The organism is Dechloromonas hankyongensis (assembly GCF_022012295.1).
Taxonomy (GTDB): domain Bacteria; phylum Pseudomonadota; class Gammaproteobacteria; order Burkholderiales; family Rhodocyclaceae; genus Azonexus; species Azonexus hankyongensis.
On the sequence record NZ_JAKLTN010000007.1, the window covers coordinates 43015 to 67222 of the forward strand.

25 protein-coding genes are annotated in these 24208 nt (G+C 64.1%); 21 read left to right on the forward strand and 4 right to left on the reverse strand.

The window, feature by feature from the left end; translation table 11 throughout:
- Positions 1 to 8: 8 nt before the first annotated feature.
- The 3 genes from LZ012_RS18635 to nosP are packed head-to-tail and all read right to left on the reverse strand — an operon-like array spanning position 9 to position 4528.
- Entirely contained in the window at positions 9 to 2240 is a 2232-nt protein-coding gene (locus LZ012_RS18635) for a putative bifunctional diguanylate cyclase/phosphodiesterase (protein ID WP_275712449.1), read from the reverse strand.
- Positions 2230 to 3381, reverse strand: coding sequence for a sensor histidine kinase (locus LZ012_RS18640; RefSeq protein WP_275712451.1), 1152 nt, complete (start codon positions 3379 to 3381; stop codon positions 2230 to 2232). Before LZ012_RS18640 ends, LZ012_RS18635 begins: the two co-directional genes overlap by 11 nt.
- Positions 3374 to 4528, reverse strand: coding sequence for a nitric oxide-sensing protein NosP (gene nosP / locus LZ012_RS18645; RefSeq protein ID WP_275712453.1), 1155 nt, complete (start codon positions 4526 to 4528; stop codon positions 3374 to 3376). The genes LZ012_RS18640 and nosP overlap by 8 nt, the downstream gene beginning before the upstream one ends.
- Positions 4529 to 4797: 269 nt before the next feature.
- Between nosP and LZ012_RS18650 the strand changes: the two genes are divergently transcribed.
- From LZ012_RS18650 to LZ012_RS18715, 14 genes are all read left to right on the forward strand, one after another.
- Positions 4798 to 5403, forward strand: a complete 606-nt coding sequence (locus LZ012_RS18650; protein ID WP_275712454.1) for a TMEM175 family protein — start codon at positions 4798 to 4800, stop codon at positions 5401 to 5403.
- Positions 5404 to 5564: 161 nt separating this feature from the next.
- Positions 5565 to 6938, forward strand: a complete 1374-nt coding sequence (gene creD / locus LZ012_RS18655) for a cell envelope integrity protein CreD (RefSeq protein WP_275712456.1) — start codon at positions 5565 to 5567, stop codon at positions 6936 to 6938.
- Between the two features lie 109 nt (positions 6939 to 7047).
- A complete protein-coding gene (locus tag LZ012_RS18660; protein ID WP_275712457.1) occupies positions 7048 to 7257 on the forward strand; it encodes a hypothetical protein in 210 nt (69 codons plus the stop codon).
- Between the two features lie 89 nt (positions 7258 to 7346).
- Complete coding sequence (gene ovoA, locus LZ012_RS18665) at positions 7347 to 9458, forward strand: 5-histidylcysteine sulfoxide synthase (RefSeq protein WP_275712458.1); 2112 nt, start codon at positions 7347 to 7349, stop codon at positions 9456 to 9458.
- Positions 9459 to 9687: 229 nt separating this feature from the next.
- On the forward strand, positions 9688 to 10341 hold the full coding sequence (gene hda, locus LZ012_RS18670; protein WP_275712460.1) for a DnaA regulatory inactivator Hda: 654 nt from the start codon (positions 9688 to 9690) through the stop codon (positions 10339 to 10341).
- Positions 10338 to 11006 (forward strand): histidinol-phosphatase, encoded by a 669-nt coding sequence (locus LZ012_RS18675; protein ID WP_275712462.1) that lies wholly within the window; start codon positions 10338 to 10340, stop codon positions 11004 to 11006. Before hda ends, LZ012_RS18675 begins: the two co-directional genes overlap by 4 nt.
- 4 nt (positions 11007 to 11010) lie before the next feature.
- Positions 11011 to 12531, forward strand: a complete 1521-nt coding sequence (locus LZ012_RS18680; RefSeq protein ID WP_275712463.1) for a mechanosensitive ion channel family protein — start codon at positions 11011 to 11013, stop codon at positions 12529 to 12531.
- Positions 12532 to 12623: 92 nt separating this feature from the next.
- Positions 12624 to 13970, forward strand: coding sequence for a polynucleotide adenylyltransferase PcnB (pcnB, locus tag LZ012_RS18685; protein ID WP_275712465.1), 1347 nt, complete (start codon positions 12624 to 12626; stop codon positions 13968 to 13970).
- Positions 13967 to 14443, forward strand: a complete 477-nt coding sequence (folK, locus tag LZ012_RS18690; RefSeq protein ID WP_275712467.1) for a 2-amino-4-hydroxy-6-hydroxymethyldihydropteridine diphosphokinase — start codon at positions 13967 to 13969, stop codon at positions 14441 to 14443. Before pcnB ends, folK begins: the two co-directional genes overlap by 4 nt.
- Positions 14440 to 14802, forward strand: coding sequence for a DMT family protein (locus LZ012_RS18695; protein ID WP_275712468.1), 363 nt, complete (start codon positions 14440 to 14442; stop codon positions 14800 to 14802). Before folK ends, LZ012_RS18695 begins: the two co-directional genes overlap by 4 nt.
- Complete coding sequence (gene panB / locus LZ012_RS18700; RefSeq protein WP_275712470.1) at positions 14803 to 15621, forward strand: 3-methyl-2-oxobutanoate hydroxymethyltransferase; 819 nt, start codon at positions 14803 to 14805, stop codon at positions 15619 to 15621.
- A gap of 51 nt (positions 15622 to 15672) precedes the next feature.
- Complete coding sequence (gene panC, locus LZ012_RS18705; protein WP_275712471.1) at positions 15673 to 16497, forward strand: pantoate--beta-alanine ligase; 825 nt, start codon at positions 15673 to 15675, stop codon at positions 16495 to 16497.
- A gap of 102 nt (positions 16498 to 16599) precedes the next feature.
- Entirely contained in the window at positions 16600 to 16971 is a 372-nt protein-coding gene (panD, locus tag LZ012_RS18710) for an aspartate 1-decarboxylase (protein ID WP_255584486.1), read from the forward strand.
- A gap of 105 nt (positions 16972 to 17076) precedes the next feature.
- A complete protein-coding gene (locus LZ012_RS18715) occupies positions 17077 to 17586 on the forward strand; it encodes a hypothetical protein (protein ID WP_275712472.1) in 510 nt (169 codons plus the stop codon).
- A gap of 51 nt (positions 17587 to 17637) precedes the next feature.
- On the opposite strand, the gene LZ012_RS18720 is transcribed toward LZ012_RS18715, so the two are convergent.
- Positions 17638 to 19059: an NYN domain-containing protein gene (locus tag LZ012_RS18720; RefSeq protein WP_275712473.1), complete on the reverse strand. Its 1422-nt coding sequence runs from the start codon at positions 19057 to 19059 to the stop codon at positions 17638 to 17640.
- 200 nt (positions 19060 to 19259) lie between these two features.
- On the opposite strand from LZ012_RS18720, the gene LZ012_RS18725 reads away from it, so the two are divergent.
- From LZ012_RS18725 to LZ012_RS18755, 7 genes are all read left to right on the forward strand, one after another.
- Positions 19260 to 19688, forward strand: a complete 429-nt coding sequence (locus LZ012_RS18725) for a c-type cytochrome (RefSeq protein ID WP_275712475.1) — start codon at positions 19260 to 19262, stop codon at positions 19686 to 19688.
- A gap of 19 nt (positions 19689 to 19707) precedes the next feature.
- Complete coding sequence (locus tag LZ012_RS18730) at positions 19708 to 21084, forward strand: cbb3-type cytochrome c oxidase subunit I (protein WP_275712476.1); 1377 nt, start codon at positions 19708 to 19710, stop codon at positions 21082 to 21084.
- A 107-nt stretch (positions 21085 to 21191) separates the two neighbouring features.
- Positions 21192 to 21791: a cytochrome c oxidase subunit 3 gene (locus LZ012_RS18735; RefSeq protein WP_275712477.1), complete on the forward strand. Its 600-nt coding sequence runs from the start codon at positions 21192 to 21194 to the stop codon at positions 21789 to 21791.
- A 2-nt stretch (positions 21792 to 21793) separates the two neighbouring features.
- Positions 21794 to 22060 (forward strand): cytochrome C oxidase subunit IV family protein, encoded by a 267-nt coding sequence (locus LZ012_RS18740; RefSeq protein ID WP_275712479.1) that lies wholly within the window; start codon positions 21794 to 21796, stop codon positions 22058 to 22060.
- Positions 22057 to 22839 (forward strand): CbbQ/NirQ/NorQ/GpvN family protein, encoded by a 783-nt coding sequence (locus LZ012_RS18745; RefSeq protein ID WP_275712480.1) that lies wholly within the window; start codon positions 22057 to 22059, stop codon positions 22837 to 22839. The genes LZ012_RS18740 and LZ012_RS18745 overlap by 4 nt, the downstream gene beginning before the upstream one ends.
- Positions 22820 to 23239 (forward strand): magnetosome magnetite crystal formation protein family, encoded by a 420-nt coding sequence (locus tag LZ012_RS18750; protein WP_275712481.1) that lies wholly within the window; start codon positions 22820 to 22822, stop codon positions 23237 to 23239. Before LZ012_RS18745 ends, LZ012_RS18750 begins: the two co-directional genes overlap by 20 nt.
- Positions 23236 to 24207, forward strand: a complete 972-nt coding sequence (locus LZ012_RS18755; RefSeq protein WP_275712482.1) for a 4Fe-4S binding protein — start codon at positions 23236 to 23238, stop codon at positions 24205 to 24207. The genes LZ012_RS18750 and LZ012_RS18755 overlap by 4 nt, the downstream gene beginning before the upstream one ends.
- Position 24208: the final 1 nt, after the last annotated feature.

The window sequence follows — 24208 nt, forward strand, 5'->3', positions numbered from 1 at the left end:
CCGATTTCTCAGCTCACCATGCGACCGCCGGCGCCTCGCCCGTCACACCATTGCGCCAGTTCGCTGGCCGGCATTGGATGAGCATAAAGAAAACCTTGCACGGTGTCGCAGCCAAGTTCGCGCAGCCGCTCGACCTGAGCTTGCGTTTCGACGCCTTCGGCCACGGTGTCGATGCCCAGCTTATGGGCCAGTTCGACGATGGTCTGGGCGAACAGGTCGCCCTTTCCGCGGTCGATTTCCAGGACGAAGGAGCGGTCGATCTTCAGGCAGTCGACGGGCAATTGGCGCAGGTAGCTAAGCGACGAATACCCCGTGCCGAAGTCGTCGATGCTAATCAGCACGCCGGCCTGGCGCAGCGTTTCCAGGTTGCGCAGGACGACGGCGGGCTCGTCGAGCAGCAGGCTCTCGGTGATTTCCAGCTCCAGGGCGGTAGCTGGCATGTCGTGCGCGGCAAGGATATCCATCACCCGCTCCGGAAAGTCCGGCTGGCGGAACTGCGGCATGCTGACATTGACGGCGATATGGTGCAGCGCACGGCCGGTGTCGCGCAGGCTGCGGTAGGTGGCGCAACTGCGCTCGAGCACCCAGGCGCCGAGTTCGCCGATCAGTCCGGCATCCTCGGCGAGCTTGATGAAAACCTCCGGCGGATGCACGAAGCCTCCGTTGCCCGGCCAGCGGGCCAGCGCTTCGAGGCCGACCAGGTGCCCGTCGGTGAGCGAAACCTGCGGCTGGAACCAGACCTCCAGCCGGCCGGCCTGGAAATCGTGGCGCAGCTGGCGGATCACGTCGAGGCGCCAGTGCGTCCGGGCTTCCATGTCCGGAGTGAAATCGATATGGCGCAAGTTCGGGCTGAGTCGGGCCTGGCCCAGCGCCAGGTCGGCGTGCTTGAACAGCGTGTCGCCGGCCTCGCGGCCGCTGATCCGGCAGTAGCCGAGATTGACGCCGACCTGCAACTGATGCTCGCCGGCTGCGAAGGGGTCAGCCACCAGGTCCAGCATGCGTTCCGGCGCCAGTTGGGCCGCGTCGCCGAGCAGTCCGAAACGGTCGGCGCCGATATGGGCCACCCGGCAGTCGCGGCAGGCGTAGCTCAGACGGCGGGCGATGGCGACCAGCAAACGGTCGCCGACCTCTTGGCCGAGGGAATTGTTGATGTCGGTGAAGCGGATGACGTCGAGCAGACAGACCACCTGGCCGGGCTTGGCGAGCACCCCTGCCTTGGCGAGATCGGCGAGAAAGCGGGTGCGGTTGGCCAGGCCGGTCAGCGGATCGTGGTAGGCGATGTAATTGAGGCGCTCGACCAGCCGGACGTTGCCGAAGCAGGTGGCGATGTTGGCGGCGAAAACTTCGGCCAGTTGGCGTTCGACCGTGGTCAGCGCCTTGTTGCTGCGCACGAAAAGGACCGCTTCCTGGTTGCGTTCGCGCAGATAGAGCGCGACATGGCGCTGGCCGAAGGAATGGCGCCGGCGATTGATGCAATCCTTGATGGCGGCGGCGACATCCGGGTCGCCCAGGTGATCCAGGCGCTGCCCGCTGTAGCCGGCCAGGTTGCCGGTGGCGGCGACGATATAGACATCCTCCGAGGTGGCGGCCGCCAGCTGTGCGCCCTTCTCGGCGCAGAGCAGTCCATCGCAGGGCAGGCGGAGCAAGGCGCATACTTGGGCCAGGGCCTGTTTGGCGAAAGCCGCCAGCGATCCCGCCTGCATCAGTTCGGCAGCGCCGCTGACGACCATTTCCAGCCCGCGCTGGTTGTCGTTGAGGGCCTGCAACTGCTCATAGGAGCGGATGGCGGCGATCAGGGTGGTGATCAGCCGGGTATGGGTCAGTTCGGCCTTGGTCTTGTAATCGTTGATGTCGTAGTCGCGGATCACTTCGAGTTCCGGCGCCTGCCCTGGCTGGCCGGTGCGCAGCACGATGCGCACCTCGGTGCGCTGCAAGTCCTGGCGGATGTGCTTGACGAGGCGCAAGCCGGCATCCGGGCTTTCCATCACCACGTCAAGCAGCAGCACGGCGATCTCGGCGTCGCGCTCCATGATGGCGGCGGCTTCGACCGCGCTGTGCGCCGGAATCAGTTGCAGGCGGCGGCCGCACAGGAAGATGCCCTGCAGGGCGAAGCGCGTCGCCTCGTGCACTTCCTCGTCGTCATCGACGACCAGCAGTTTCCACATATCGCCGTGATCGCGCGGCTCGGCAGGCGGCGCTTCGTCGGCCATGAAATCGATGGTCTCGTCGTCAAGCTGCATAACTTTCCTCTTCGGCGAGCGGGTTCTCCGGCGCCACCAGCGGCAGCCGGAATTCGAACAGCACGCCTTGTCCCGGCGGACTAGACAGTTTGATGCTGCCGCCCAGCACGGCAGTGGTCAGGTTATAGACGATGTACAGCCCCAGCCCGCTGCCGCCGTTACCGAGCTTGGTGGTGAAAAACGGATCGAAGACCTTCTTGGCGTCGGCGGCGCTGATCCCGAGCCCATTGTCGGCATAGCGCAGGGCGACCTGTCCGTCGGCGAGCGCTTCCGCCGCGATCCGAATGGTGCCGGCGGCAACGCCGTCAAAGCCGTGCAGCAGGGAGTTGGTGACCAGATTGGCGATGATCTGCTCGATGGGCCCCGGGTAGCTTTCGAGTTCGATGCCGGTCGGCACCTCAACTTCGAGATGATGTCCGGTGTGCTTGAGCTTCGGTTGCAGGGCGGACAGTACCTCGTCTATCGCCTGGCGCAGGTCGAAGCGGCGCCGGCGCATGCTGGTCTGGTCGACGGCGACCGCCTTGAAGTTACCTATCAGGCCGGCCGCCCGCTGCGAATTCCTCTGCAGCAGCGCGGCGGCGTCGCGGCAGTAGTCGACGAAGTCGAGCAGCGCCTGCTTGCGCAGCGCCCCCTCGGCCAGCAGCTTGTCGAATTCCTCGATCCGTCCGGTCATGGCCGACGCCACCATCAGCGAATTGCCGAGCGGCGTGTTCAACTCGTGCGCCACGCCGGCCACCAGGCTGCCCAGCGAGGCCAACTTTTCCGACTGGACGAGCTGGTTGGTGGCCTGCTCCAGCTTGCCGATGAGCACCTTTTGTTCATCCTTCTCGCGCTGCAGCGCTTCGAGCGCCAGCTTGCGCTGTTCGATCTCGGCGGCCATCCGCGCCTGAGCGTGCTGCAGTTTGCGGTTGATCTTCTCGTTCTCGTGCAACGCGGCTTCCAGCTCGCGGGTCCGTTCGCGCACCTGGTCTTCGAGCATCACCGCCGTCTGGAACAGGCCGAAATCGGAAGCGCGCGCACTGCGCCGCTGCTCGGCGTGGTCCATCAACACTTCGATGATTTTCTTGTGGCGAGCAATTTCCGCCTGCAGCGCCGCGATCTCGCCCAGGGCCGGCGCCAGGCAGGTTTCTTCTTCAGGCATCGCTGGTTTCCATATTGCCGATGGCGATGCCGCTCAGGGTCTGATTCACGTGCACGCCATGGAACTGCTCGCCGTAGGTGCTGAAGCCGATGGCGTGGTTGTCGCGGAAGATTTGCGCCACCTCCTTCTGGAGACCCGCCTGCCTCACCTCCAGGCTGCGCAGGATGCAGTCGCAGGCAAAGACAAATTGCAGCGGCCCGATCTCCGAGCGCAACGTGTCGAAGGTCTCCTGCAGATTGCCGAGCAGGTCGACGCCGCGCACCACCCGCAGGACCAGGCCTTCCTCGATGGCGCAGTAGAAGGTCAGGCTGCCGTCCGCATTGGCTTTCTGGATCGAGCGCACGTAGTCGGTGCCGTCGATCGCCACCACCACTGGCCGGGCGGCGAAGCGGCTCGGGTCCAGCGATCCGGCCGTCGTCCCGACGATCCGCGCGTATTCGTCGGCGGCCGGCAGGCAGTTGATTTCCTTGACCAGGCGCCGGCTGGCATCGGCGGCAGTGACCACCAGGCGTTCGCTTTCGCTGACGAAATGCTGGGTCTTGAAGATGCGGAAGGGCAGTTCGGTGCTGATCAGCAACAATACGGCGCTGTCGCTGTGGAAGGCGCCGTCGTGGAATACCCAGGTATGTTCTAAACGAAGATCGTCGCCGGCCGAACCGCCGAACAGGCTGATGTCGCCCAGCGCATTCTGCAAGGCGTGGGCCACCGGCTCTTCGCGCTTGGAGAGGCCGTCGATCAGCAGAAAGGCAAAGGTGTTGTCGGTATTGACCACCGGCGCCACGCTTTCCAGTTCGCCCAGCATCTGCTGGGCAAGGTTCAGGCCCTGTTTGATCTCGAACTGTTGCAGGCGGTCAAGGCGGCCACTCACCGCGGCGCAGGTCGCCGCCGGAAAACTGACGCCGACCAGCCCGTCCTCGCAGTAGCCGAGCGGCCCGATTTCCCCGGCCGTCGTGCACCCGACGACTTGAACGCCGGCAAACTGACGATTCATTTCCGTAGCCAGGACGTCGCGGTCATAGCGGCTCGAACAGAAGAAGACCACCAACGCCATCTCGTCCTGAGCGATTCCGGCATACAGTTCCATCACTGCCTGCTGCGCTTCGCGGGCGCACGATTGCGCCGTGCGAATCTGTCTGCTGCTTCCCATCCTCGTCTCCACACCGATTTCCTCTCGCTCGGACCTTCCCGGTCGTCTGTTTGTTATTTTTGACTAGTCGAAACACAGGTTAGAGCGATACAGGGCAATTTCGGTTCAGAGTCCGTTGCAGCCGTAAAAACCTCTTTTTCACCATGTTTTGTGCAAAAAAACGCGCCGGATTTTCCGGATCGAATTTCGCTGCCGCCGGAACCGGACGCCCGAATCCGCATCCAACGGCCGATCGCACCAGCGCCGTGCCAGGTTGGTGATTTTGACTCTTGAATTCCAGAAAGGCGGCGATGGGCAAGAATCGGCTTGAAGCGTTCAGCGATGGCGTGCTGGCCATCATCATCACCATCATGGTCCTCGAGCTGAAGGTTCCCCATCATGCCAACCTGGAGGCGCTGCAGCCCTTGCTGCCCAGCTTTCTATCCTACGTCCTGAGCTTCATTTACGTCGGCATCTACTGGAACAACCATCACCACATGCTGCACGCGGCAAAACACGTCTCGGGCCCGGTGCTATGGGCCAATCTGAATCTGCTGTTCTGGCTGTCGCTGTTTCCCTTCGCCACCGGCTGGATGGGCGAGAACCATTTCGCGGCACTGCCCTCGGCCATTTACGGTTTCGTGCTGCTCATGGCAGCCATCTCGTACTACCTGCTCCAGCAGAGCGTCATCGCCGCCGATGGCCCGGGTTCGCTGCTCAAGCAGGCGCTCGGCAGCGACTGGAAAGGCAAGGCCTCGCCCTTCCTGTATCTGACCGCGATGGTACTGGCCTTCTGGGTGCCCGGCGTGGCGCAGGCGATCTACGTGGCCGTCGCGCTGATCTGGCTGGTGCCGGACCGCAGAATCGAGCGGGCGATCAGCCACACGGAAACCTGATACCCCGGTCAGCCAGATCGCCGAGGGGCGTTTCCAGGTAGCCGCCACGCTGCCCACCTCTCGGCCACTTCACCTCCGCTTCACACGCCTTCACCGGGACTTCTGCACCCGTTCACACGCGCCGCCCACACTGGTTCCCAATTCAACCCAGGGAGCCAGAAATGGACAAGAAACTGCTCTTCAAGATGGTGGCGATACTTTTCATGTCGCTGGTGCTGCTGGTGCCGCTCGGCCTGATCGAAGGCCAGATCCGCGAGCGCAGCCAGCGCCAGAACGAGGTCCAGGCCAGCATCGCCAACAGTGCCGCCGGCGAGCAGGTGCTGGTGGCGCCGGTGATCGCCGTGCATTACCGGGAGCAGGTCGATGTCGCCATGCCCAAGGAAGGCAACCCCGAGCAGACGGGGGTGCGCACCCGCATAGTCGAGCGCACGCTGCTCCTGCCCCCGGAAAAGCTGGAAATGCTCGGCGAGACCACCGTCGAAACGCGCAATCGCGGCATCTACCAGGCGCGGCTGTTCCGGCTCGGGCTGGGCACCAGCGGGCGATTCGTCCTCAAGCCGCTGGCCGAACTGCCCAGCGGCGGCCGCATCGTGTCGGCCCGTGCCCAGCTGCAGCTCGGCATTGCCGACCCGCGCGGGGTCAATAACGACCCGGAAGTGACGATCAACGGCAAGCTGTATCGCTTTGCGTCGACCAGCAGCAAGAGCGAAACGCAGTCTGTCGCCACCTTGCCCGACGGGACGCCGGCGCAAGGATTGTCAGCCGGCCGGCTGGCCATCGATCTCGGCCCGCTCGACCTGCAGCGCGAAAGCCGCTTCGATTTCAGCTTCCCGTTGCAACTGACCGGCACCGCCCGGCTGGCCATCGCGCCGACCGGCGACGCCAACCATATCGAATTGAAATCGGCCTGGCCGCACCCGAATTTCGGCGGCCGCTTCCTGCCGACGGCGCGCACCGTCGGCAAGGACGGCTTCGCCGCCCGCTGGGACATTTCGCATCTGGCGCGCAATTTCGAAGCGACGCAGAAACCCGGCAGCGGCGAGGTCTTGAGCATCGATTTCGTCGATCCGGTGAATGTCTATCTGCAATCGGAACGCGCCGTGAAATACGGCGTGCTGTTCATCGTACTGACCTTCGCCGGCTTTTTCCTGACCGAGATCCTGCGCCGGGCGCCGATCCACCCGATGCAGTACCTGCTGGTCGGTCTGGCGCTGGCCATCTTTTTCCTGCTGCTCATCGCGCTGTCCGAGCACGTCAGTTTCGTGCTCGCCTACGGCCTGTCGGCGGCGGCGTGTATCGGGCTGATCGCCTTCTACCTCGCCGGGGCGCTGGGCGGTGTGCGCCAGGGCCTGGCCTTCGGCGCCGGCCTGACCGGGCTGTACGGCGTGCTGTACGGCGTGCTGCTGTCCGAGGACAACTCGCTGCTCATGGGCAGCCTGCTGCTCTTCCTCGCGCTCGGCGCCACCATGCTCGCCACCCGCCGCGTCGACTGGTATCGCCTCGGCAGCCAGGCCGGCGAGCCGGAGCAGCCATGAGCTGCCGGCCGCTCCCCCGGACAGCCGCCGCCGTCCGGCTGACCGGCTGGCTGTTGCCGCCGCTCCGGCTTGTCCGCGCCTGACACCTCAAGCCCCCGCTGCTGTTCTGGTGGCCGCGCTGGGATTTTCTGGCGGCGAAGCGCTCGCCGCCAGCGTCGATCTGGTACTGGTTTCCTACGATCCGCGCCAGGTTTACCGGGCCATCTACGGGGCGGCGCAGGGGCTGGCTCGTGGCGACATCAGCCGTTCGCGCTTGCAGTACAGCGTGCGGCGGCTGAGCGAGTTTCAAACCCGGACACGGCCTGCTGTCCGGGGTTGAGCAATGCTAAACTGAGCCGACCGGTGCGCTTGCTTGAACCACCGGCCGATTTCCGATCCGTTGCCCGACGCCATCCTCACGGTGACTGTATGAAACAAATCCCCTTGTCCGGCACGCCCCTGGTGGCCGGCGCAGAATCCGAGCAGAAGCGGCACGAAATCCTCGCCTGCTTCCACGCCACCTTTGACCGCTACGAGCAGCTGTTCGAGGTGCTGAGCTGTGACGAGGCGTATTACCGCAAGCCGATCGCGCTGCGCCACCCGCTGATCTTCTATCTCGGCCATACGGCGACCTTCTTCATCAACAAGCTGGTGCTCGCCGGCCTGCTTGAACAGCGCATCAACCCGGGTTTCGAGTCGATGTTCGCCATCGGCGTCGATGAAATGAGCTGGGACGACCTCAGCGACGTGCGCTACGACTGGCCGAGCGTCGCCGCCGTTCATGACTATCGCCAGCAGGTCAGGGCCGCCGTCGAGCAGGTGATCCTGAGCGCGCCGCTCAGCCAGCCGATCGGCTGGGAAGACCCGCTGTGGATCGTGCTGATGGGCATCGAGCACGAGCGCATCCACCTCGAAACCTCGTCGGTGCTGATCCGCCAGCACGAACTCAAGTACGTACAGCCCCACCCGGCATGGGCGCCGTGCCGCGAAAGCGATGCGGCGCCGGCCAATGCGCTGGTCGATATCCCGGCCGCCAGCTTCCGCCTCGGCCGCGAGCGCAGCGAACCGCTGATCTACGGCTGGGACAACGAATTCGGCCGGCACACGGCTGACGTTGCCGCCTTCCAGGCGAGCCGCCACCTGGTCACCAATCAGGAATTCCTCGCCTTCGTCGAGGCAGGCGGCTACGCCGACGACACGCTGTGGCAGGAGGAAGGCGCGGCATGGAAGGAGTTCACCGAGGCCCGCCACCCGACCTTCTGGGTCCGTGACGGCGGCCAGTGGAAGCTGCGCCTGATGCTCGAAGAAGTACCCATGCCGTGGGATTGGCCGGTGGAAACCAATTACCACGAGGCCAAGGCCTTCTGCCAGTGGAAGGCCCGCGAGACCGGCCAGCCCGTGCGCCTGCCCAGCGAGGACGAATGGCAGGCCCTGCGCCATTTCGCCGGCGTCGGCGACCTGCCCGGCGATGCGGCACCGCCGGCCAACAGCGAACTGCGCCACTGGGCGTCGAGCTGCCCGGTGACGCGCTTCGCCCACGGGCCGCTGTTCGACGTCGTCGGCAACGTCTGGCAGTGGCTGGAAACACCGACCTACCCGTTCGACGGCTTTGCCGTGCATCCGATCTACGACGATTTCACGACGCCGACCTTCGACGACCGCCACAACCTGATCAAGGGCGGCTCGTGGATTTCCTGCGGCAACCAGGCCTCGCCGCTGTCGCGCTACGCCTTCCGCCGGCATTTCTTCCAGCACGCCGGCTTCCGCTACGTGGTGGCCGGCACGCCCGCCACCCAGCCCACCTCGCGCTACGAAACCGACCGCCTGGTCTCGGAATACATCGAATTCCACTACGGCGACGAATATTTCGGCGTCGCCAATTTCCCGCGCACGCTGGCGCAGATGGCCATTGCCGCGATGGGCGACAAGCCGGCCGGCAAGGCGCTCGACCTCGGCTGCGCCACCGGCCGGGCGACTTTCGAACTGGCCCGCCATTTCGACCGGGTCACCGGCCTGGATTTCTCTGCCCGCTTCGTCGGCATCGGCACCCAGCTGGCCGAACAGGGCACGCTGCGCTACACGCTGACCGAGGAAGGCGAACTGGTCGCCTACAAGGAATGCTCGCTGGCCGGACTCGGCCTTGCCGAATTGGCCGCCAGGGTCGAATTCTTCCAGGGTGACGCCTGCAACCTGAAGCCCATCTTCAATGGCTACGACCTGATCCTGGCCGCCAACCTGATCGACCGCCTGTACAGCCCGGCGCAGTTCCTCAGCACCGTGCACACCCGCCTCAACCCTGGCGGCCTGCTGATGCTCGCCTCGCCCTACACCTGGCTGGAAGAACACACCAAGCGCGAGGAATGGATCGGGGGCTTCAAGAAGGATGGTGAGAACTTCACTACCTTGGATGGTCTGAAAGCCACGCTCGGCAAGCATTTCCGACTGGTCCATGGCCCCGAGCCGGTGCCCTTCGTGATCCGTGAAACGAAACGCAAGTTCCAGCACACGCTATCCGAAGTGACCATCTGGGAACGAATTTAAGGGAAATTACGCCAACAGGACGCCATTCCCGCACCCCAAGGGTACTTCCTGCGGGGCGCGCAGGCGGGAATCCAGAGAATCAACGAGCTGGATCCCCACCTGCGCTCCGAGGAAGTCCCTGTGGGACACGCGGAGACGAATCAAGCCCCCCGTCCCGCATTCAGCATGGGCACAAGCCCGGCCAATGCTAAAATCCGCTCCCTGCCCACTTGCCATCCGAATTCCCCCGATGCGTCAGCTCATCCTCGACCTGCTGCCGGAAAGTCCGCCCTCGCTGGACAATTTCGTTCCCGGCGCCAACACCGAGACGCTGGCCGCATTGACCGAATGGCTGGCCGGTACGCGCCAGGACACCTCCTTCTGCCTGTACGGCGAATCCGGTTGCGGACGTTCGCATCTGCTGCAGGCCAGCGGCTTCGTGCTGGCCGACGCCACGCTCAACCCGTCGCTGGCCGGCGTGGTCGCTGCCGATGCGCTGGCCATCGATAACGTCGACCAGCTCGACGCCGACGGCCAGGTGGCGCTTTTCGCCCTGTTCAACCAGCTGAAAACGGCCGGCGGCCTGTTGCTGACCGCCGCCCCGCAGCCACCGGCCCATCTTGCCCTGCGCGAAGACCTGCGCACCCGCCTCGGCTCCGGCCTGATCTACCGGCTGCTACCGCTGTCCGACGCAGAAAAGGCGGCAGCCATCGCCACGCAGGCCAAGGAGCGGGCGCTCAAATTGTCGCCGGACATCATCAACTACCTGCTGCGCCACGCCTCGCGCGACATGCGCACGCTGGCCATGCTGGTCGTCGCCCTCGACCAGTACACCCTCGAACAAAAACGCCCGGTCACGCTGCCCCTGCTGCGCGAACTGCTTTCCCTGGAACACGCCGAATGAATCTCGCACTTTTTGACCTCGACAACACCCTCCTCGCCGGCGACTCCGACTTCGAGTGGGCGCAATTCCTGATTTCCAAGGGCGTCGTCGACCGCGAAGTGCAGGAAGCCAAGAACATCCGCTTCTACGAGCAGTACAAGGCCGGCACGCTGGACATCTACGAATTCCTCGCCTTCCAGCTCGCTCCGCTGGCCCGCCACAGCCGGGCCGAACTCGACGCCTGGCACCGCGAGTACGTCGAACGCCACATCCGGCCGATCATGACCGTCAAGGCGCGCACCCTGGTCCTCGAACACCTGGCCGCCGGCGACCTGTGCGCCATCGTCACCGCCACCAACAGCTTCGTCACCGGCCCGATCGCCCGCGAATTCGGCATCCCGCACCTGATCGGCACCATCCCGGAGGTCGATGTGCACAGCGGCGCCTTTACCGGCCAGCCGACCGGCACCCCGTCCTTCCAGGGCGGCAAGATAACCCGTGTCGAGAGCTGGCTGGAAACCCTGGGTCTGTGGTGGGGCGCTTTCGACAACAGCTATTTCTACAGCGACTCGCACAACGACCTGCCGCTGATGCAGAAGGTGAAGACCCCCATCGCCGTCGATCCCGACGACAAGCTGCGCACCCATGCCGGCGCCCAGGGCTGGACCGTCATGAGCCTGCGCTGACCCCATGCGCGTTCCCTTCCTGAGTCCGGAGGCCCCCTTCGCCATCCTCGCGATGGTGCTGCTGCTCATCGTCATCCTGCGTCCGCTCAAGGCGATGCGTCCGTCGCTGATCAACACCAGCGTCTTCTTCCTCGCCTGCATCATCGGCGACGTGCTGGCCGGCCTGCCCGCCGGCGGTACGACCGGCAAGGCGGCGGCCGGTTGGCTGCGCCAACTCGCCGTCTTCGGCGAAGGCCTGGCCGTGCTCCGCTTTCTCGGCCTGGCCTTCTTCAACGTCGCCCTGCCCCGCCTCAACCTACGCATTTCCGGCATCCTCGGCGACATCCTGATCATCATCGCCTACATCGGCTGGGCCTTCTTCCGCCTCAACCTGGCCGGCGTCGAACTGAACCACCTGTTCGCCACCTCGGCCATCCTGACCGCCGTGCTCGCCATCTCGATGCAGGACACCCTGGGCAACCTGCTCGGCGGCCTGGCGCTGCAGATGGACAATTCGCTGGAAATCGGCGACTGGATTCGGGTCGACGACCTGTCCGGCCAGGTCACCGACATCCAGTGGCGCTTCACCGCCCTGCTCACCCGCAACGGCGAAAAAGTCGTCGTCCCCAACAGCCAGCTGATGAAGGGCCGCTATTACGTGCTCTGCGACAAGCACCAGGCGCAGCCGGCCTGGCGGCGCAACATCAGCTTCAACGTCGATCTCGCCGTATCGCCGGGCAAGGTCATCGCGCTGGTCCAGGGCGACATCGCCGACGCCAGCATTCCGAATGTCGCGGTTTTCCCGGCGCCGAGTTGCGTGCTGATGGACTTCGGACCGGGCTATGCCCATTACGTGCTGCGCTACTGGCTGCTCAACCCGCAGGCCGACGATCCGACCGATTCCGACGTCCGCATCCACATCCTCGCCACCCTGCAGCGCAACGGTATCCGCCTGGCCACCGACGACCACACCATCCACCTGGTCGAGGAAGGCGCCGCCCACCGCGAGGAAGTGGAAAGCCGCGAAATGCAGCGCCGGCTGCAGGCGATCAATTCGATCGAGCTGTTCGCCCGCCTGTCCGACAGTGAAAAGCAGCACCTCGCCAAGCAACTGATCAAGGCGCCCTTCGCCCGCGGCGACGTGATCACCCGCCAGGGCGCCATCGCCCACTGGCTGTACATCGTGGTCAACGGCGAGGCCGAAGCCTGGTGGCAGCCGCCGGAAGGCGCCCGCCGCCTGCTCGAGAAGCGAGGTCCGGGCAGCGTCTTCGGCGAAATCGGCCTGATGACCGGCGCCCCGCGCCGGGCCACCGTCATCGCCAATACCGACGTCGAGGCCTACCGGCTGGACAAGGCCGGCTTCCAGTCCATCATCGAACAGCGGCCGGAACTGGCCGATACCCTGTCCGGCATCCTCGAACGCCGCCTGCAGCGTTTCGCCGAACTGGAGCAGGGCTACGCCCAGGGCCAGAACGAGCTGGCGCAACGCACGCCGGGCAGCGCCGACATCGGTCGCAAGATCCGCGAATTCTTCGGCCTGGATTGATGTCGAATTCGCCAGAATCCGTGAATAATCACCGAGTTCCGGTAAAATCCGCACTTTCCGCAGCCAAGCCGGCACCAACCGAACGGTAATACGTGATCCGCAAACTCATTTCCCGCGTTTTCAGCGGCAAGAAACCGACGGCCAACCGCCATGAACCGGCCGTCATCCCCGTCTCCAGCCACGGCATCACCCGAGACCGCATCAGCAGCGGCAGCCGGCGCGTCTGCGAAACGCTGCAGAGCCACGGCCACAAGGCCTACGTCGTCGGCGGCGCGGTGCGCGACCTGCTGATCGGCGCCGACCCCAAGGATTTCGACGTCGCCACCGACGCCACGCCCGAAGAAGTGCGCCGTTACTTCCGCCGCTCGCGCATCATCGGCCGCCGCTTCCAGATCGTGCACGTCATGATGGGTCAGGAAACCCTGGAAGTGACCACCTTCCGCGGCGCCCTCGGCGACGATGTGAAGAAGGACGAACACGGCCGTGTGCTGCACGACAACGTCTTCGGCTCGCAGGCCGAGGATGCCGCCCGCCGCGACTTCACGGCCAATGCGCTGTACTACGACCCGGCCACCGAAGCGGTGCTCGATTACCACCACGGCGTCGGCGACCTGAAGCACAAGACCCTGCGGATGATAGGCGAGCCGCGTGCCCGTTACCGCGAGGACCCGGTGCGCATGCTGCGCGCCGTCCGCCTGGCCGCCAAGCTCGGCCTGATCATCGATCCGGAAGCGCGCAAGCCGATCCGCGAAATGGCCGAACTGCTCGAAAACGTGCCGCCGGCCCGCCTGTTCGACGAAATGCTCAAGCTGCTGACCTCCGGCCACTCGGTCAAGTGCCTGACCCAGCTGCGCGACGAGGGCCTCCACCACGGCCTGCTACCACTGCTCGACGTCATCCTCGAACAGCCGATGGGCGAGAAGTTCGTCATGCTGTCGCTGGCCAATACCGACGAGCGCGTGCGGCGCGGCAAGGGCACCTCGCCCGGCTTCCTGTTTGCCACCCTGCTCTGGCACGAAGTGCTGGCCCACTGGGAAAAGCTCAAGGCCAAGGGCGAGCCGAAGATCGCCGCGCTGTACACCGCGATGGACACAGTCCTCGACGTGCAGGGCGAAAAGCTGGCCATCACCCGTCGCATCGCCGGCGACATCAAGGACATCTGGGCCCTGCAGCCGCGCTTCGAGCAGCGCGCCGGCAAACGCCCCTACGCCCTGCTCGAACAGCCGCGCTTCCGCGCCGGCTACGACTTCCTGGTCCTGCGCGGCCAGGCCGGCGAAATCGACAGCGAAATCGCCGACTGGTGGACGCGCTTCCAGAATGCCGAAGGCGACAAGCGCGCCGAAATGCTGCTGCCGGAACAGGCCGGCGACAAGAAGCGCCGCCGGCGCCGCAAGAAACCGGCCAATGCCGGCGCCGCCAACCACACCGCGAACGAATGAACACCGCCTACGTCGCGCTCGGCGCCAATCTCGGCGACCCGGCCACGACCGTCCGCGCCGCCTTCGCCGCCCTGGCCAACCTGCCGGAAAGCCGCATCGTCCATAGCTCGTCGCTGTACCGCACGGCGCCGGTCGGCATCATCGAGCAGCCGGAATTCGTCAATGCCGTCGCCGAACTGGCCACCGGCCTGGCACCGGAAGCCCTGCTCGACGCCCTGCTCGAGGTCGAAGAGCGCTTCGGCCGCGTCCGCGCCGAACGCAACGGCCCGCGCACGCTCGATCTCGACCTGCTGCTCTACAACGACCAGTTCGTCGACCTGCCGCGCCTGACCCTGCCGCATCCGCGCCTGCACCTGCGCGCCTTCGTCCTCCAGCCGCTGGCCGAGATCGCGCCCGACCTCGTCATTCCCGGTCGCGGCTCCGTCGCTGCCTGGCTGCCGGCCGTCGCCAACCAGGGCATCGTCAAGCTGTGAGCGTCCTCGGCCTGCACGTTTCCGTACTCTGGCAGACGGTGATTCTGCTCGCCTTGTCGAACGTCTTCATGACCTTTGCATGGTATTCGCACCTCAAGAACCTCAACGACAAGCCGTGGTGGATTGCCGCCCTGTTCTCCTGGGGTATCGCGCTCTTCGAATACCTGCTGCAGGTGCCGGCCAATCGCATCGGCAATACCGAGCTGGACCTCGGCCAGCTCAAGATATTGCAGGAAGTCATCACCCTGGCCGTCTTCGTCCCCTTCGTCGTCTTTTACATGGACCAGCCGCTCAAGCTTGACTACTTGTGGGCGGCTCTGTGTATCCTAGGCGCTGTCTATTTCGTATTTCGTACCTAGATGTCCGCACAAACCATCACCCGCCGCCTGACCCAGGGCGATCTCGCCAAGCTCTACGCCGCCGGCGAGAAGGTCGTCATGTTCACCGCCTACGATGCCAGCTTCGCCCGCCTGCTCGATGGCGCCGGGGTCGAATCGCTGCTCATTGGCGACTCGCTGGGCAATGTCATCCAGGGCCACGACACGACGCTGCCGGTCACCGTCGCCGACATCGCCTACCACACGGCCGCGGTCAAACGCGGCTCCGACCGCGCCTTCATCATCGCCGACATGCCGTTCGGCAGCTACCATGAATCGCCGGAACAGGCTTTCCGCAACGCCGTCACGCTGATGGCGGCCGGTGCCCAGATGGTCAAGCTGGAAGGCGGCGGCGACATGGCGAAGACCGTCAAATTTCTGGTCGACCGCGGCATTCCGGTGTGCGGCCACCTCGGCCTGACGCCGCAGTCCGTGCACGTCATGGGCGGCTACAAGGTCCAGGGCAAAGGCGAAGCCGCCGCCCAACGCCTGCGTGACGATGCGCTGGCGCTGCAGGAAGCCGGCGCGACGATGATCGTCCTCGAAGCCATTCCCGCCCCGCTGGCCGCCGAAGTGACGGCCATGCTGCACATCATCACCATCGGCATCGGCGCCGGCAAGGACTGCTCGGGCCAGGTGCTGGTCGTGCACGACGCCTTCGACATCCCGCCCGGCAAGAAAGCCAAGTTCGTCCGCAACTTCATGGACGGCGCCACCTCCGTGCATGACGCCGCCTGCCGTGCCGTCGCCGCCGTCAAGGATTGCTCCTACCCCGGCCCGGAACACACCTACGCCGCCTGACCCTGGATAGCCGGGCAGCAGACCCGGCCTTTCGACGCAAGAGACCCCAACATGCAAATCCATTCCGCCATTGCCGACCTGCGTGCGGCGCTGAAGAACCGTGGCCGCATCGTTTTCGTGCCGACCATGGGCAACCTGCACGCCGGCCACATCAGCCTGATGGAACAGGCCCGGGCGCACGGCGACACCGTGGTCGCCTCGATCTTCGTCAATCGCCTGCAATTCGGCCCGAACGAGGATTTCGACAAGTACCCGCGCACCTTCCAGGCCGACTGCGACAAGCTGGCCGCCGCCGGCGTCGACGTGCTGTTCGCACCGACCGAAGCCGACCTCTACCCGGAACCGCAGGAATACGTGGTCGAACCGCCGGCCATCCAGAATGTGCTCGACGGCGAATTCCGTCCCGGCCATTTCCGCGGCGTCGCCACCGTGGTCCTCAAGCTGTTCAATTGCGTCCAGCCGGACGCCGCGCTGTTCGGCAAGAAGGACTATCAGCAGTTGATGGTCATCCGCAACATGACCCGCCAGCTGGCGCTGCCCATCGCCATCATCGGCGGCGAAACCGTGCGCGCCGCCGACGGGCTGGCGCTGTCGTCGCGCAACGGCTATCTCAGCGACGCCGAGCGCGCCGAAGCGCCCCGCCTGTACCGCCTGCTCAACGAAATCCGCGCCGCCATCCGCGCCGGCGAAACCGACACCGTCAAACTGGAAAAATGGGCGACTGCCGAACTCGATTCGGCCGGCTGGAAGACCGATTATGTTGCAGTGCGACAACAGTCCGACCTAGCCATGCCGAAAGGCGTAGACGCCCCACTGGTGGTGCTTGCCGCCAGTCGCCTGGGAACCACCCGGCTCATTGATAACATTGAGATTTGATGCGGGCAGGATATCCATAATTATGCCCGTTGACAGGGGGGCTATTGTCGTTACAATGCGCTTCCCCCAACCTTCTGGATGAGTGAAACCATGCAGAGAACTATGCTGAAATCCAAGTTGCACCGCGTGACGGCAACCCACGCCGACCTGCACTACGAGGGTTCCTGCGCCATTGATGAAGACCTGCTCGAAGCGGCAAACATCAAGGAATACGAACAGATCGACATCTGGAACGTAAATAACGGCGAGCGTTTCACGACCTATGCCATCCGCGCCGAACGCGGATCGGGCGTCATCTCGGTCAATGGCTCGGCCGCCCGCCGCGCCGCCCCGGGCGACATCCTGATCATCGCCACCTTTGCCGTCTACAACGAAGTGGAACTGGCCAAACACGAACCCGACCTGATCTACGTCGATTCGCAGAACCGCATCGTGCGCCGCGGCCACAAGATTCCGGTGCAGGCCGCCGCCTGACCAAGAACTAAATCACGCTTTAAAAGAAACCCGCCGCATGGCGGGTTTTTCTTTTATGTACAATGCCCTACAAAAAATTTACACACACCAAGTTGGAGACAAACAATGGGCGTTGTTTTCGTAAAGACCCAGAAAGGGCATGACGAAATCGCCACGAAGGCCGGAGGGCTGTCGCCGCGCGAGCGACGGGTGCTGATCTTCGTCGACGGAAAACGATCGGTCGAGGAGCTGCGCAGCATGCTCCTTGCCGACGACTTGCAGCACACGCTGGGCATGCTCGAGGAAGAAGGCTACATCGAGTTCCACGACCTGAGCGGCGTCGGCCCGGCCAATTCCACCCCGGTGGACCGGCTGCCGTCGATCACGGCCTTTGCCGACCTGCCGGCCGAACCGGACATGGTCCGCCTGCAGATGGCGCGCAATTTCATGACCAACACGCTGAATGCTTTCGTCGGCGCGCTGGGCACCAGTTCGCTGCTCGAACGTATCGACAAGAGTGGCGGGCACAGTGATCTGCGCGAACTGTACGACGAGTGGTATCACGCCATCGTGATGTCGCGTGACGGCAAGCGCGAGGCGGAATCCTTGCGCGCCAAGCTGCTCAACGTGATCTAGCCCCCCAAAGCCCGTAAAAAAGGCAGCCTCGGCTGCCTTGGCGTATTTGGATCAGCCTTCCGCCTTGTCGGCGGCCTTGGGCTGGCGCGGTCGCGCCGGTCGCTTGGCCTTGGCCGGCTTCGCTTCTGCCGCCGCGGTCTCGGCCGGAGATGCTGCGCTGGCCGGCGCAGCTTCCGTCGCGGCGGACTTGCGCGGACGGCGCCCCCCCCGGCTGGGCTTATTTTCGGCCGGCGCACTGTCGGCCACCGCGACTGTCTCGACTACGATTGCAGCTTCGGTAACCGGTGCCTGTTCTCCATGCTCCCGGTCGCGGCTATTGCGGCCACGGCGGGCGCCGCGGCGGGCCTTGCCATCGGCTGCTTCGGGGGCAGGCGCCTCAACTGCCGCCGGCACAACCTCGACAACCGCCGGCTCGACGGCTGGAGCAGGCGCCGCCTCGGCAACGGACACCGCCTCGCCGACTGCCTCGCCCGCCGGTGCACGTTCCCGATCCCGACCATTGCGACCACGGCGACCACCTCGACGGCGCTGGTTGCCCGAGGCCTCGGCGTCCGCCGCCACCTCGTGATGAGCGGCAGCCGGCTCGGTAACTGCGGCCACTTCGGCTTCGGCAACGACCGGCTCGATCGCCGGCGCTTCACCCTCCACGACTGCAGTAGCCGGCCGGGCCGGGGCGCGGAAGACGAAGGCGCCCTTGTCGTCGCGACCGAAGCCGAGCAGGCCACGGCCCGCCGCTTCTTCGAGCAGGTTGCCGAAGCTGCGGAAACCGTAATAGCTTTCGTTGAAGCCCGGATTGCGGCGCTTGACCACTTCCTTGAGCACGGAGGCCCAGATGCGCTCGCTCTCGCCGCGGTCGGCGATCAGGTCGACAAAGGTGGCGGACACGATATCGACCGCCTTGGCCTTGCGTTCTTCCTGTTTCTGGCTGCGGCGGGCTTCCTCTTCCGGCGAACGCTTCTCGCGTTCGCGGCGCTGACCGCCGCGATGCGCTTCGCGGTCGCGCACCAGATCGTCGTAGTAGATGAATTCGTCGCAGTTGGTGATCAGCAGGTCGGAACAGCTTTGCTTGACGCCGACGCCAATGACCTTCTTGGCGTTCTCGCGCAGCTTGGACACCAGCGGCGAAAAATCGGAATCGCCGGAAATGATCACGAAGGTATCGACGTGGGCCTTGGTGTAGCACAGGTCGAGGGCATCGACGACCATGCGGATGTCGGCCGAATTCTTGCCGGACTGGCGGACGTGCGGGATTTCGATCAACTCGAAATTGGCCTCGTGCATGGCGGCCTTGAACCCCTTGTAGCGCTCCCAGTCGCAATAGGCCTTCTTGACCACGATGCTGCCCTTGGCGAGCAGGCGCTCGAGAACGGGACGGATGTCGAATTTTTCGTACTGCGCGTCGCGCACGCCGAGGGCGATATTCTCGAAGTCACAGAAGAGCGCCATGCTGGCGGTGTCGTTGGATGCGGCCATTCAAATGCTTTCAGCTTGAGGAGGCCCAAGTATACCGTCTCTCACCCTACCGTCAGAGGGGGAATGCGCCGCCCGCCGGCTTCCGCTGCTGACGGCTTTTCCGGCAGATTCTTGGCGCATTTTTAGCAGGCATCAAAGCCGCACACGGGTGGTGCAAATAACATCGACCCGCCAAACAATTTCCGAAAGGGGGAAAGACAATGAGTGGCGCTTTCACTAAATCGATGGCGCGGAACATCTTCTACGGGGGGACGGTTTTCTTCTTCCTGTTGTTCCTTGCGCTGTCATTCGATACTCATTCGCAACTGCCGAAACGCGACATGCGGGCCAACATCACGCCGCAGATCGCCGAAGGCAAGAAGCTTTGGGAAGTCAATAACTGTATCGGTTGCCACACCCTGATGGGTGAAGGTGCCTACTTCGCTCCGGAACTGGGCAACGTCATCGTTCGCTACGGCGACGAAGGCGTCAAGGCGTTCATCCAGAGCCGTCCGAAAGAGGGCATCCCGGGTCGCCGCAGCATGCCGCAGTTCAACTTCACCGACGAGCAGCTGAATGCCATCGTGGCCTTCCTGAAGCACGTCAATTCGATCAACGACGCAAACTGGCCGCCTAACAGCCAGGGCTGATCGACAGGAGAAACTGAACATGCAATTCAAATCCCAAGCGGTTGCAAAACCCTATTTCATCGCGGCAATCGGCCTGTTCGTCGGTCAGATCCTGTTCGGCCTGATTCTCGGCCTGCAGTATGTGCTCGGCGACTTCCTGTTCCCCGCCATCCCGTTCAACGTGGCCCGCATGGTCCACACCAACCTGCTGATCGTGTGGCTGCTGTTCGGCTTCATGGGCGGCGCGTACTACATGATCCCGGAAGAATCCGAGACCGAACTGTTCAGCCCGAAACTGGCGCTGCTCATGTTCTGGGTCTTCCTGGTCGCCGGTGCCGCCACTATCGTCGGCTACCTCGCCGTGCCGTACGCCACCCTGGCTGAACTGACCGGCAACAACATCCTCGAAACGATGGGCCGTGAGTTCCTCGAACAGCCGCTGCCGACCAAACTCGGCATCGTCGTCGTGGCCCTGGTATTCCTGTTCAACATCACCATGACGGTGCTGAAGGGCAAGAAGACCTCGATCTCGATGGTGCTGCTGCTCGGCTTGTGGGGCCTCGCCGTCTTCTTTCTGTTCTCGTTCTACAACCCGGTGAACGTCGTTCTCGACAAGTTCTTCTGGTGGTGGACCGTGCACCTCTGGGTGGAAGGCGTATGGGAACTGATCCTCGGCTCCTTCCTGGCTTTCGTGCTGATCAAGACGACCGGTGTTGACCGTGAAGTGATCGAAAAGTGGCTGTACGTCATCGTCACCCTGACGCTGATCACCGGCATCATCGGTACGGGTCACCACTACTTCTGGATCGGTACGCCGGAATACTGGCAGTGGTGGGGTTCCATCTTCTCCGCTCTGGAACCGATCCCGTTCTTCGCTATGACCGTCTTCGCCTTCAACATGGTGAACCGTCGTCGTCGCGAGCACCCGAACAAGGCCGCCGTCCTGTGGGCCCTGGGTACCGGCGTGATGGCCTTCCTCGGCGCTGGCGTGTGGGGCTTCCTGCACACCCTGGCTCCTGTGAACTACTACACCCACGGTACGCAGATCACTGCCGCTCACGGTCACATGGCTTTCTATGGCGCCTACGCCATGGTCAACCTGATGATGATCTCCTACTGCATGCCCATCCTGCGCGGCCGTGCTGCCAACAGCAACAAGTCGCAAGTGCTGGAAATGTGGTCGTTCTGGCTGATGACGGTCGCCATCGTGTTCATCACGCTGTTCCTGACCGCCGCCGGCATCCTGCAAGTCTGGCTGCAGCGCGTCTCCGACGCTCCGCTGCCCTTCATGGTGGCCCAGGAAAAGATCGCTCTGTTCTACTGGATGCGCGAATGGGCAGGCGTTGCCTTCCTGGTCGGCCTCGTGGTCTACATCACCAGCTTCTTTGTCGGTGGTGACGAGAAGGAAGCCGCCTAAGGCGTAATTCCTCCAAGTAGCAGTCAAGGCGCGGTTCTTCGGACCGCGCCTTTTTTATTTGGGGCAGATCAAGGTTTGTGGTCTGGCAAAATCCTACGATAGCAGCCATGCCTGAATCCATTCTCATTCCACCAGCCGAAACGAGCGCCGGACGCCGCCTGCCCGGCGATCTCGCGATCTGGTTCTTCATCCTGGCCGAGATGCTGGCCTTTGCCGTGTTCTTCGCCGCCTATGCCTTCGCCCGGGCCAGCCACGTCGATGAATTCAACCTCTACCAGCAAACGCTGGACCGCAACCTCGGCGCGCTGAACACCTTCCTGCTGATCACCGGCTCGTGGTTCGTCGTGCGCGCCGTGCAGGCCGCGCACAAAGGCAAGCCGTCCGCCATCATAGCCAGCAACATCCTGGTCGGCTGGCTGTGCGGCGCCGGCTTCCTGGTCGTCAAGGTCATCGAATATGCAGCCAAGTTCGGCGCCGGCATCTCGATGTCGACCAACACCTTCTACATGTTCTACATCTCGCTGACCTTCTTCCACTTCATGCACGTCATCCTCGGCATGGTGATCCTGACCGTGCTCTGGGTGCAGGCGCGCAAGGGCGTCTACGGCAGCCACGACGCGCACGGCCTGGAAAGCGGCGCCGCCTACTGGCACATGGTCGATCTGCTGTGGATCGTCCTTTTCCCGCTTGTTTACGTGATGCGCTGACCATGGAATTCCTCAAGAACCCCGCCCATCGCGCCTGGCTCGTCCTGATGATCGCCACGGCCATCACCTGGTATCTCGGCGAAGTCGGCGCTGCCGGCACCGCGGCTATCATCGCCATGCTGGTCATCGCTTTCATCAAGGGCCGCCTGGTCATCCTCGACTTCATGGAATTGCGCGAAGCGCCGCGGATGTGGCGCATCCTGCTCGAAGGCTGGCTTATACTCGTTTCCAGCCTGATTCTGCTTGCTTACTGGATTTCCCTCAAATGACCGATCTGCCCTTCTACGAACCGTCCGGCAACGAAATCTCCCTGTTCGAACACGCCTTCAACCAGCGCCTGCCGCTGTTGATCAAGGGGCCGACCGGCTGCGGCAAGACGCGCTTCGTCGCCCACATGGCGGCGCGCCTGAAGCTGCCGCTGTACACCGTCGCCTGCCACGACGACCTGACCGCCGCCGACCTGGTTGGCCGCCACCTGATTTCGGACCAGGGCACCTACTGGAACGACGGCCCGCTGACCCGCGCCGTGCGCGAAGGCGGCATCTGCTATCTCGACGAAGTGGTCGAGGCGCGCAAGGACACCACCGTCGTGCTGCACCCGCTGGCCGATGACCGCCGCATCCTGCCTATCGACCGCACCGGCGAGACGCTGGAAGCGCCGCCCAATTTCATGCTGGTCGTTTCCTACAACCCCGGCTACCAGAATCTTCTCAAAGGCCTGAAACCCTCGACCCGCCAGCGTTTCGTGTCGATGAGCTTCGATTTCCCGAGCACCGAGCGCGAAACCTCGATCCTGATCGGCGAAACTGGCTGCGACGCCGATCTGGCCAAGCGCCTGGTCGGCATCGCCAAGGCTTTCCGCGCCCTCAAGGACCGCGACCTGGAGGAAGTCGCCTCGACCCGCCTGCTGGTCTATGCCGCGACCCTGATCAAATCCGGCTTCGATGTCTCCGCCGCCTGCCGCGCCGCCCTGGTCGAAACGCTGACCGACGAGCCGGAGACGGTCGAGGCGCTGATGGAAATCGTCAATGCCACGTTCGGACGCTGATACCGGTTTCGACGAGAAGATTCCCGGCCAGAATCTGGCCGTGATTGCCGAGGCCTTGTTCCTCGCCAATCTGCTCGTCGCGCCCGGCGTCTGCTTTGCCATCCTTCTCTGGCTCTGGCAGCGCAACAAGGACGATGCCCCGCGGCTCGCCCGCCAGCACCTCAAGCAGGCCACCTTCGTCAGCCTGTGGGGCGGCCTGCTCATCGTCACGCTGACCGGCCTGTTCATCGCCCTCGGCGGTCTGCAGTGGGAATGGACCTGGGTTCTCGTCATCCTGTACTTCACCTGCATCCACTCGACCCTGGTCCTGTTCGGCATGTTCGCGCTGGTCAAGGCCCTGGCCGGCCAGGTCTGGCGCTTCCCGCTGATCGGCCCGGCCGTCGACCGCGACCCAGCATGAAAAAACCTGCTTTGCAACGCGCCCGCTTGCTGGCGCAGATGGGCTTTTTCACGCTGTTCACGGTGACGCCCATCTTCGACCTGTTCCGCTACGACCTGACGGAAAAACACGCCTATTTCCTCACCATGCCGTGGCACCTCGGCATCGACGAGCTGATCGCCGGCACCGGCGATCCGAAAACGGCGGCCATCAACATCATCCTCTTCCTGTTCCTGCCCGTGCTCGGCACCCTGGCACTGATCATCGGCGTCGCCTGGAAATGGGGCCGCCTGTACTGCGGCTGGCTGTGCCCGCACTTTTCCGTGGTCGAGACCATCAACCGCCTGATGCTGTTCGCCACCGGCAAGCATTCGGTCTGGGACAAGAAGCAGGTGCCGCCCTGGCAGCCCGACAGCACGCCGATGCCGCGCGACGCACGCTACTGGTTCGCCGTTGTCCCGACCGCCGTCGGTTTCGCCTTCGCCTGGGCCGTAGTCGGTCTGACCTACCTGATGCCGCCCTTCCAGGTTTACAGCGGCCTGCTCAATTTCACGCTGCTGCGCGGCGAAGTCATTTTCCTGTGCGCGGCGACCACGGTGCTCAGCCTCGAATTCCTTTTCGCACGCCACCTGTTTTGCCGCTACGGCTGCGCCATCGGCATTTTCCAGAGCTTCGCGTGGATCGTGAACAAGAAGGCCATGGTCGTCGGCTTCGACCGCAAGCGGCTGACCGACTGCGCCAGCTGCCTAGACGGCCACGGCAGCGCCTGCGATTCGGTCTGCCCGATGCGGCTGAAGCCGCGCAACGTCAAGCGCTGGATGTTCGCCTGCACGCAATGCGGCCAGTGCATCTCGGCCTGCGCGACAACCAACCGGAACAACCCGGACGGCCAGCTGCTGCGCTGGGTCAGCAGCGACGCCGCCAAACGCAATGAGGCCGGTTTTTCAGCATTATCAAATACCGACGAGGACGCCGGAGGCAAAATCTGAC

Bases quoted from the DNA above. Each gene is read 5' to 3' on its own strand.
- creD (WP_275712456.1), top strand. From the start codon at position 5,565: ATGGACAAGAAACTGCTCTTCAAGATGGTGGCGATACTTTTCATGTCG.
- LZ012_RS18735 (WP_275712477.1), top strand. From the start codon at position 21,192: ATGCCTGAATCCATTCTCATTCCACCAGCCGAAACGAGCGCCGGACGC.
- LZ012_RS18730 (WP_275712476.1), top strand. From the start codon at position 19,708: ATGCAATTCAAATCCCAAGCGGTTGCAAAACCCTATTTCATCGCGGCA.
- LZ012_RS18745 (WP_275712480.1), top strand. From the start codon at position 22,057: ATGACCGATCTGCCCTTCTACGAACCGTCCGGCAACGAAATCTCCCTG.
- LZ012_RS18715 (WP_275712472.1), top strand. From the start codon at position 17,077: ATGGGCGTTGTTTTCGTAAAGACCCAGAAAGGGCATGACGAAATCGCC.
- nosP (WP_275712453.1), bottom strand. From the start codon at position 4,528: ATGGGAAGCAGCAGACAGATTCGCACGGCGCAATCGTGCGCCCGCGAA.
- panD (WP_255584486.1), top strand. From the start codon at position 16,600: ATGCTGAAATCCAAGTTGCACCGCGTGACGGCAACCCACGCCGACCTG.
- panC (WP_275712471.1), top strand. From the start codon at position 15,673: ATGCAAATCCATTCCGCCATTGCCGACCTGCGTGCGGCGCTGAAGAAC.
- ovoA (WP_275712458.1), top strand. From the start codon at position 7,347: ATGAAACAAATCCCCTTGTCCGGCACGCCCCTGGTGGCCGGCGCAGAA.
- LZ012_RS18675 (WP_275712462.1), top strand. From the start codon at position 10,338: ATGAATCTCGCACTTTTTGACCTCGACAACACCCTCCTCGCCGGCGAC.
- LZ012_RS18755 (WP_275712482.1), top strand. From the start codon at position 23,236: ATGAAAAAACCTGCTTTGCAACGCGCCCGCTTGCTGGCGCAGATGGGC.
- LZ012_RS18635 (WP_275712449.1), bottom strand. From the start codon at position 2,240: ATGCAGCTTGACGACGAGACCATCGATTTCATGGCCGACGAAGCGCCG.
- panB (WP_275712470.1), top strand. From the start codon at position 14,803: ATGTCCGCACAAACCATCACCCGCCGCCTGACCCAGGGCGATCTCGCC.
- LZ012_RS18750 (WP_275712481.1), top strand. From the start codon at position 22,820: ATGCCACGTTCGGACGCTGATACCGGTTTCGACGAGAAGATTCCCGGC.
- LZ012_RS18740 (WP_275712479.1), top strand. From the start codon at position 21,794: ATGGAATTCCTCAAGAACCCCGCCCATCGCGCCTGGCTCGTCCTGATG.
- LZ012_RS18720 (WP_275712473.1), bottom strand. From the start codon at position 19,059: ATGGCCGCATCCAACGACACCGCCAGCATGGCGCTCTTCTGTGACTTC.
- folK (WP_275712467.1), top strand. From the start codon at position 13,967: ATGAACACCGCCTACGTCGCGCTCGGCGCCAATCTCGGCGACCCGGCC.
- LZ012_RS18680 (WP_275712463.1), top strand. From the start codon at position 11,011: ATGCGCGTTCCCTTCCTGAGTCCGGAGGCCCCCTTCGCCATCCTCGCG.
- hda (WP_275712460.1), top strand. From the start codon at position 9,688: ATGCGTCAGCTCATCCTCGACCTGCTGCCGGAAAGTCCGCCCTCGCTG.
- LZ012_RS18640 (WP_275712451.1), bottom strand. From the start codon at position 3,381: ATGCCTGAAGAAGAAACCTGCCTGGCGCCGGCCCTGGGCGAGATCGCG.
- LZ012_RS18725 (WP_275712475.1), top strand. From the start codon at position 19,260: ATGAGTGGCGCTTTCACTAAATCGATGGCGCGGAACATCTTCTACGGG.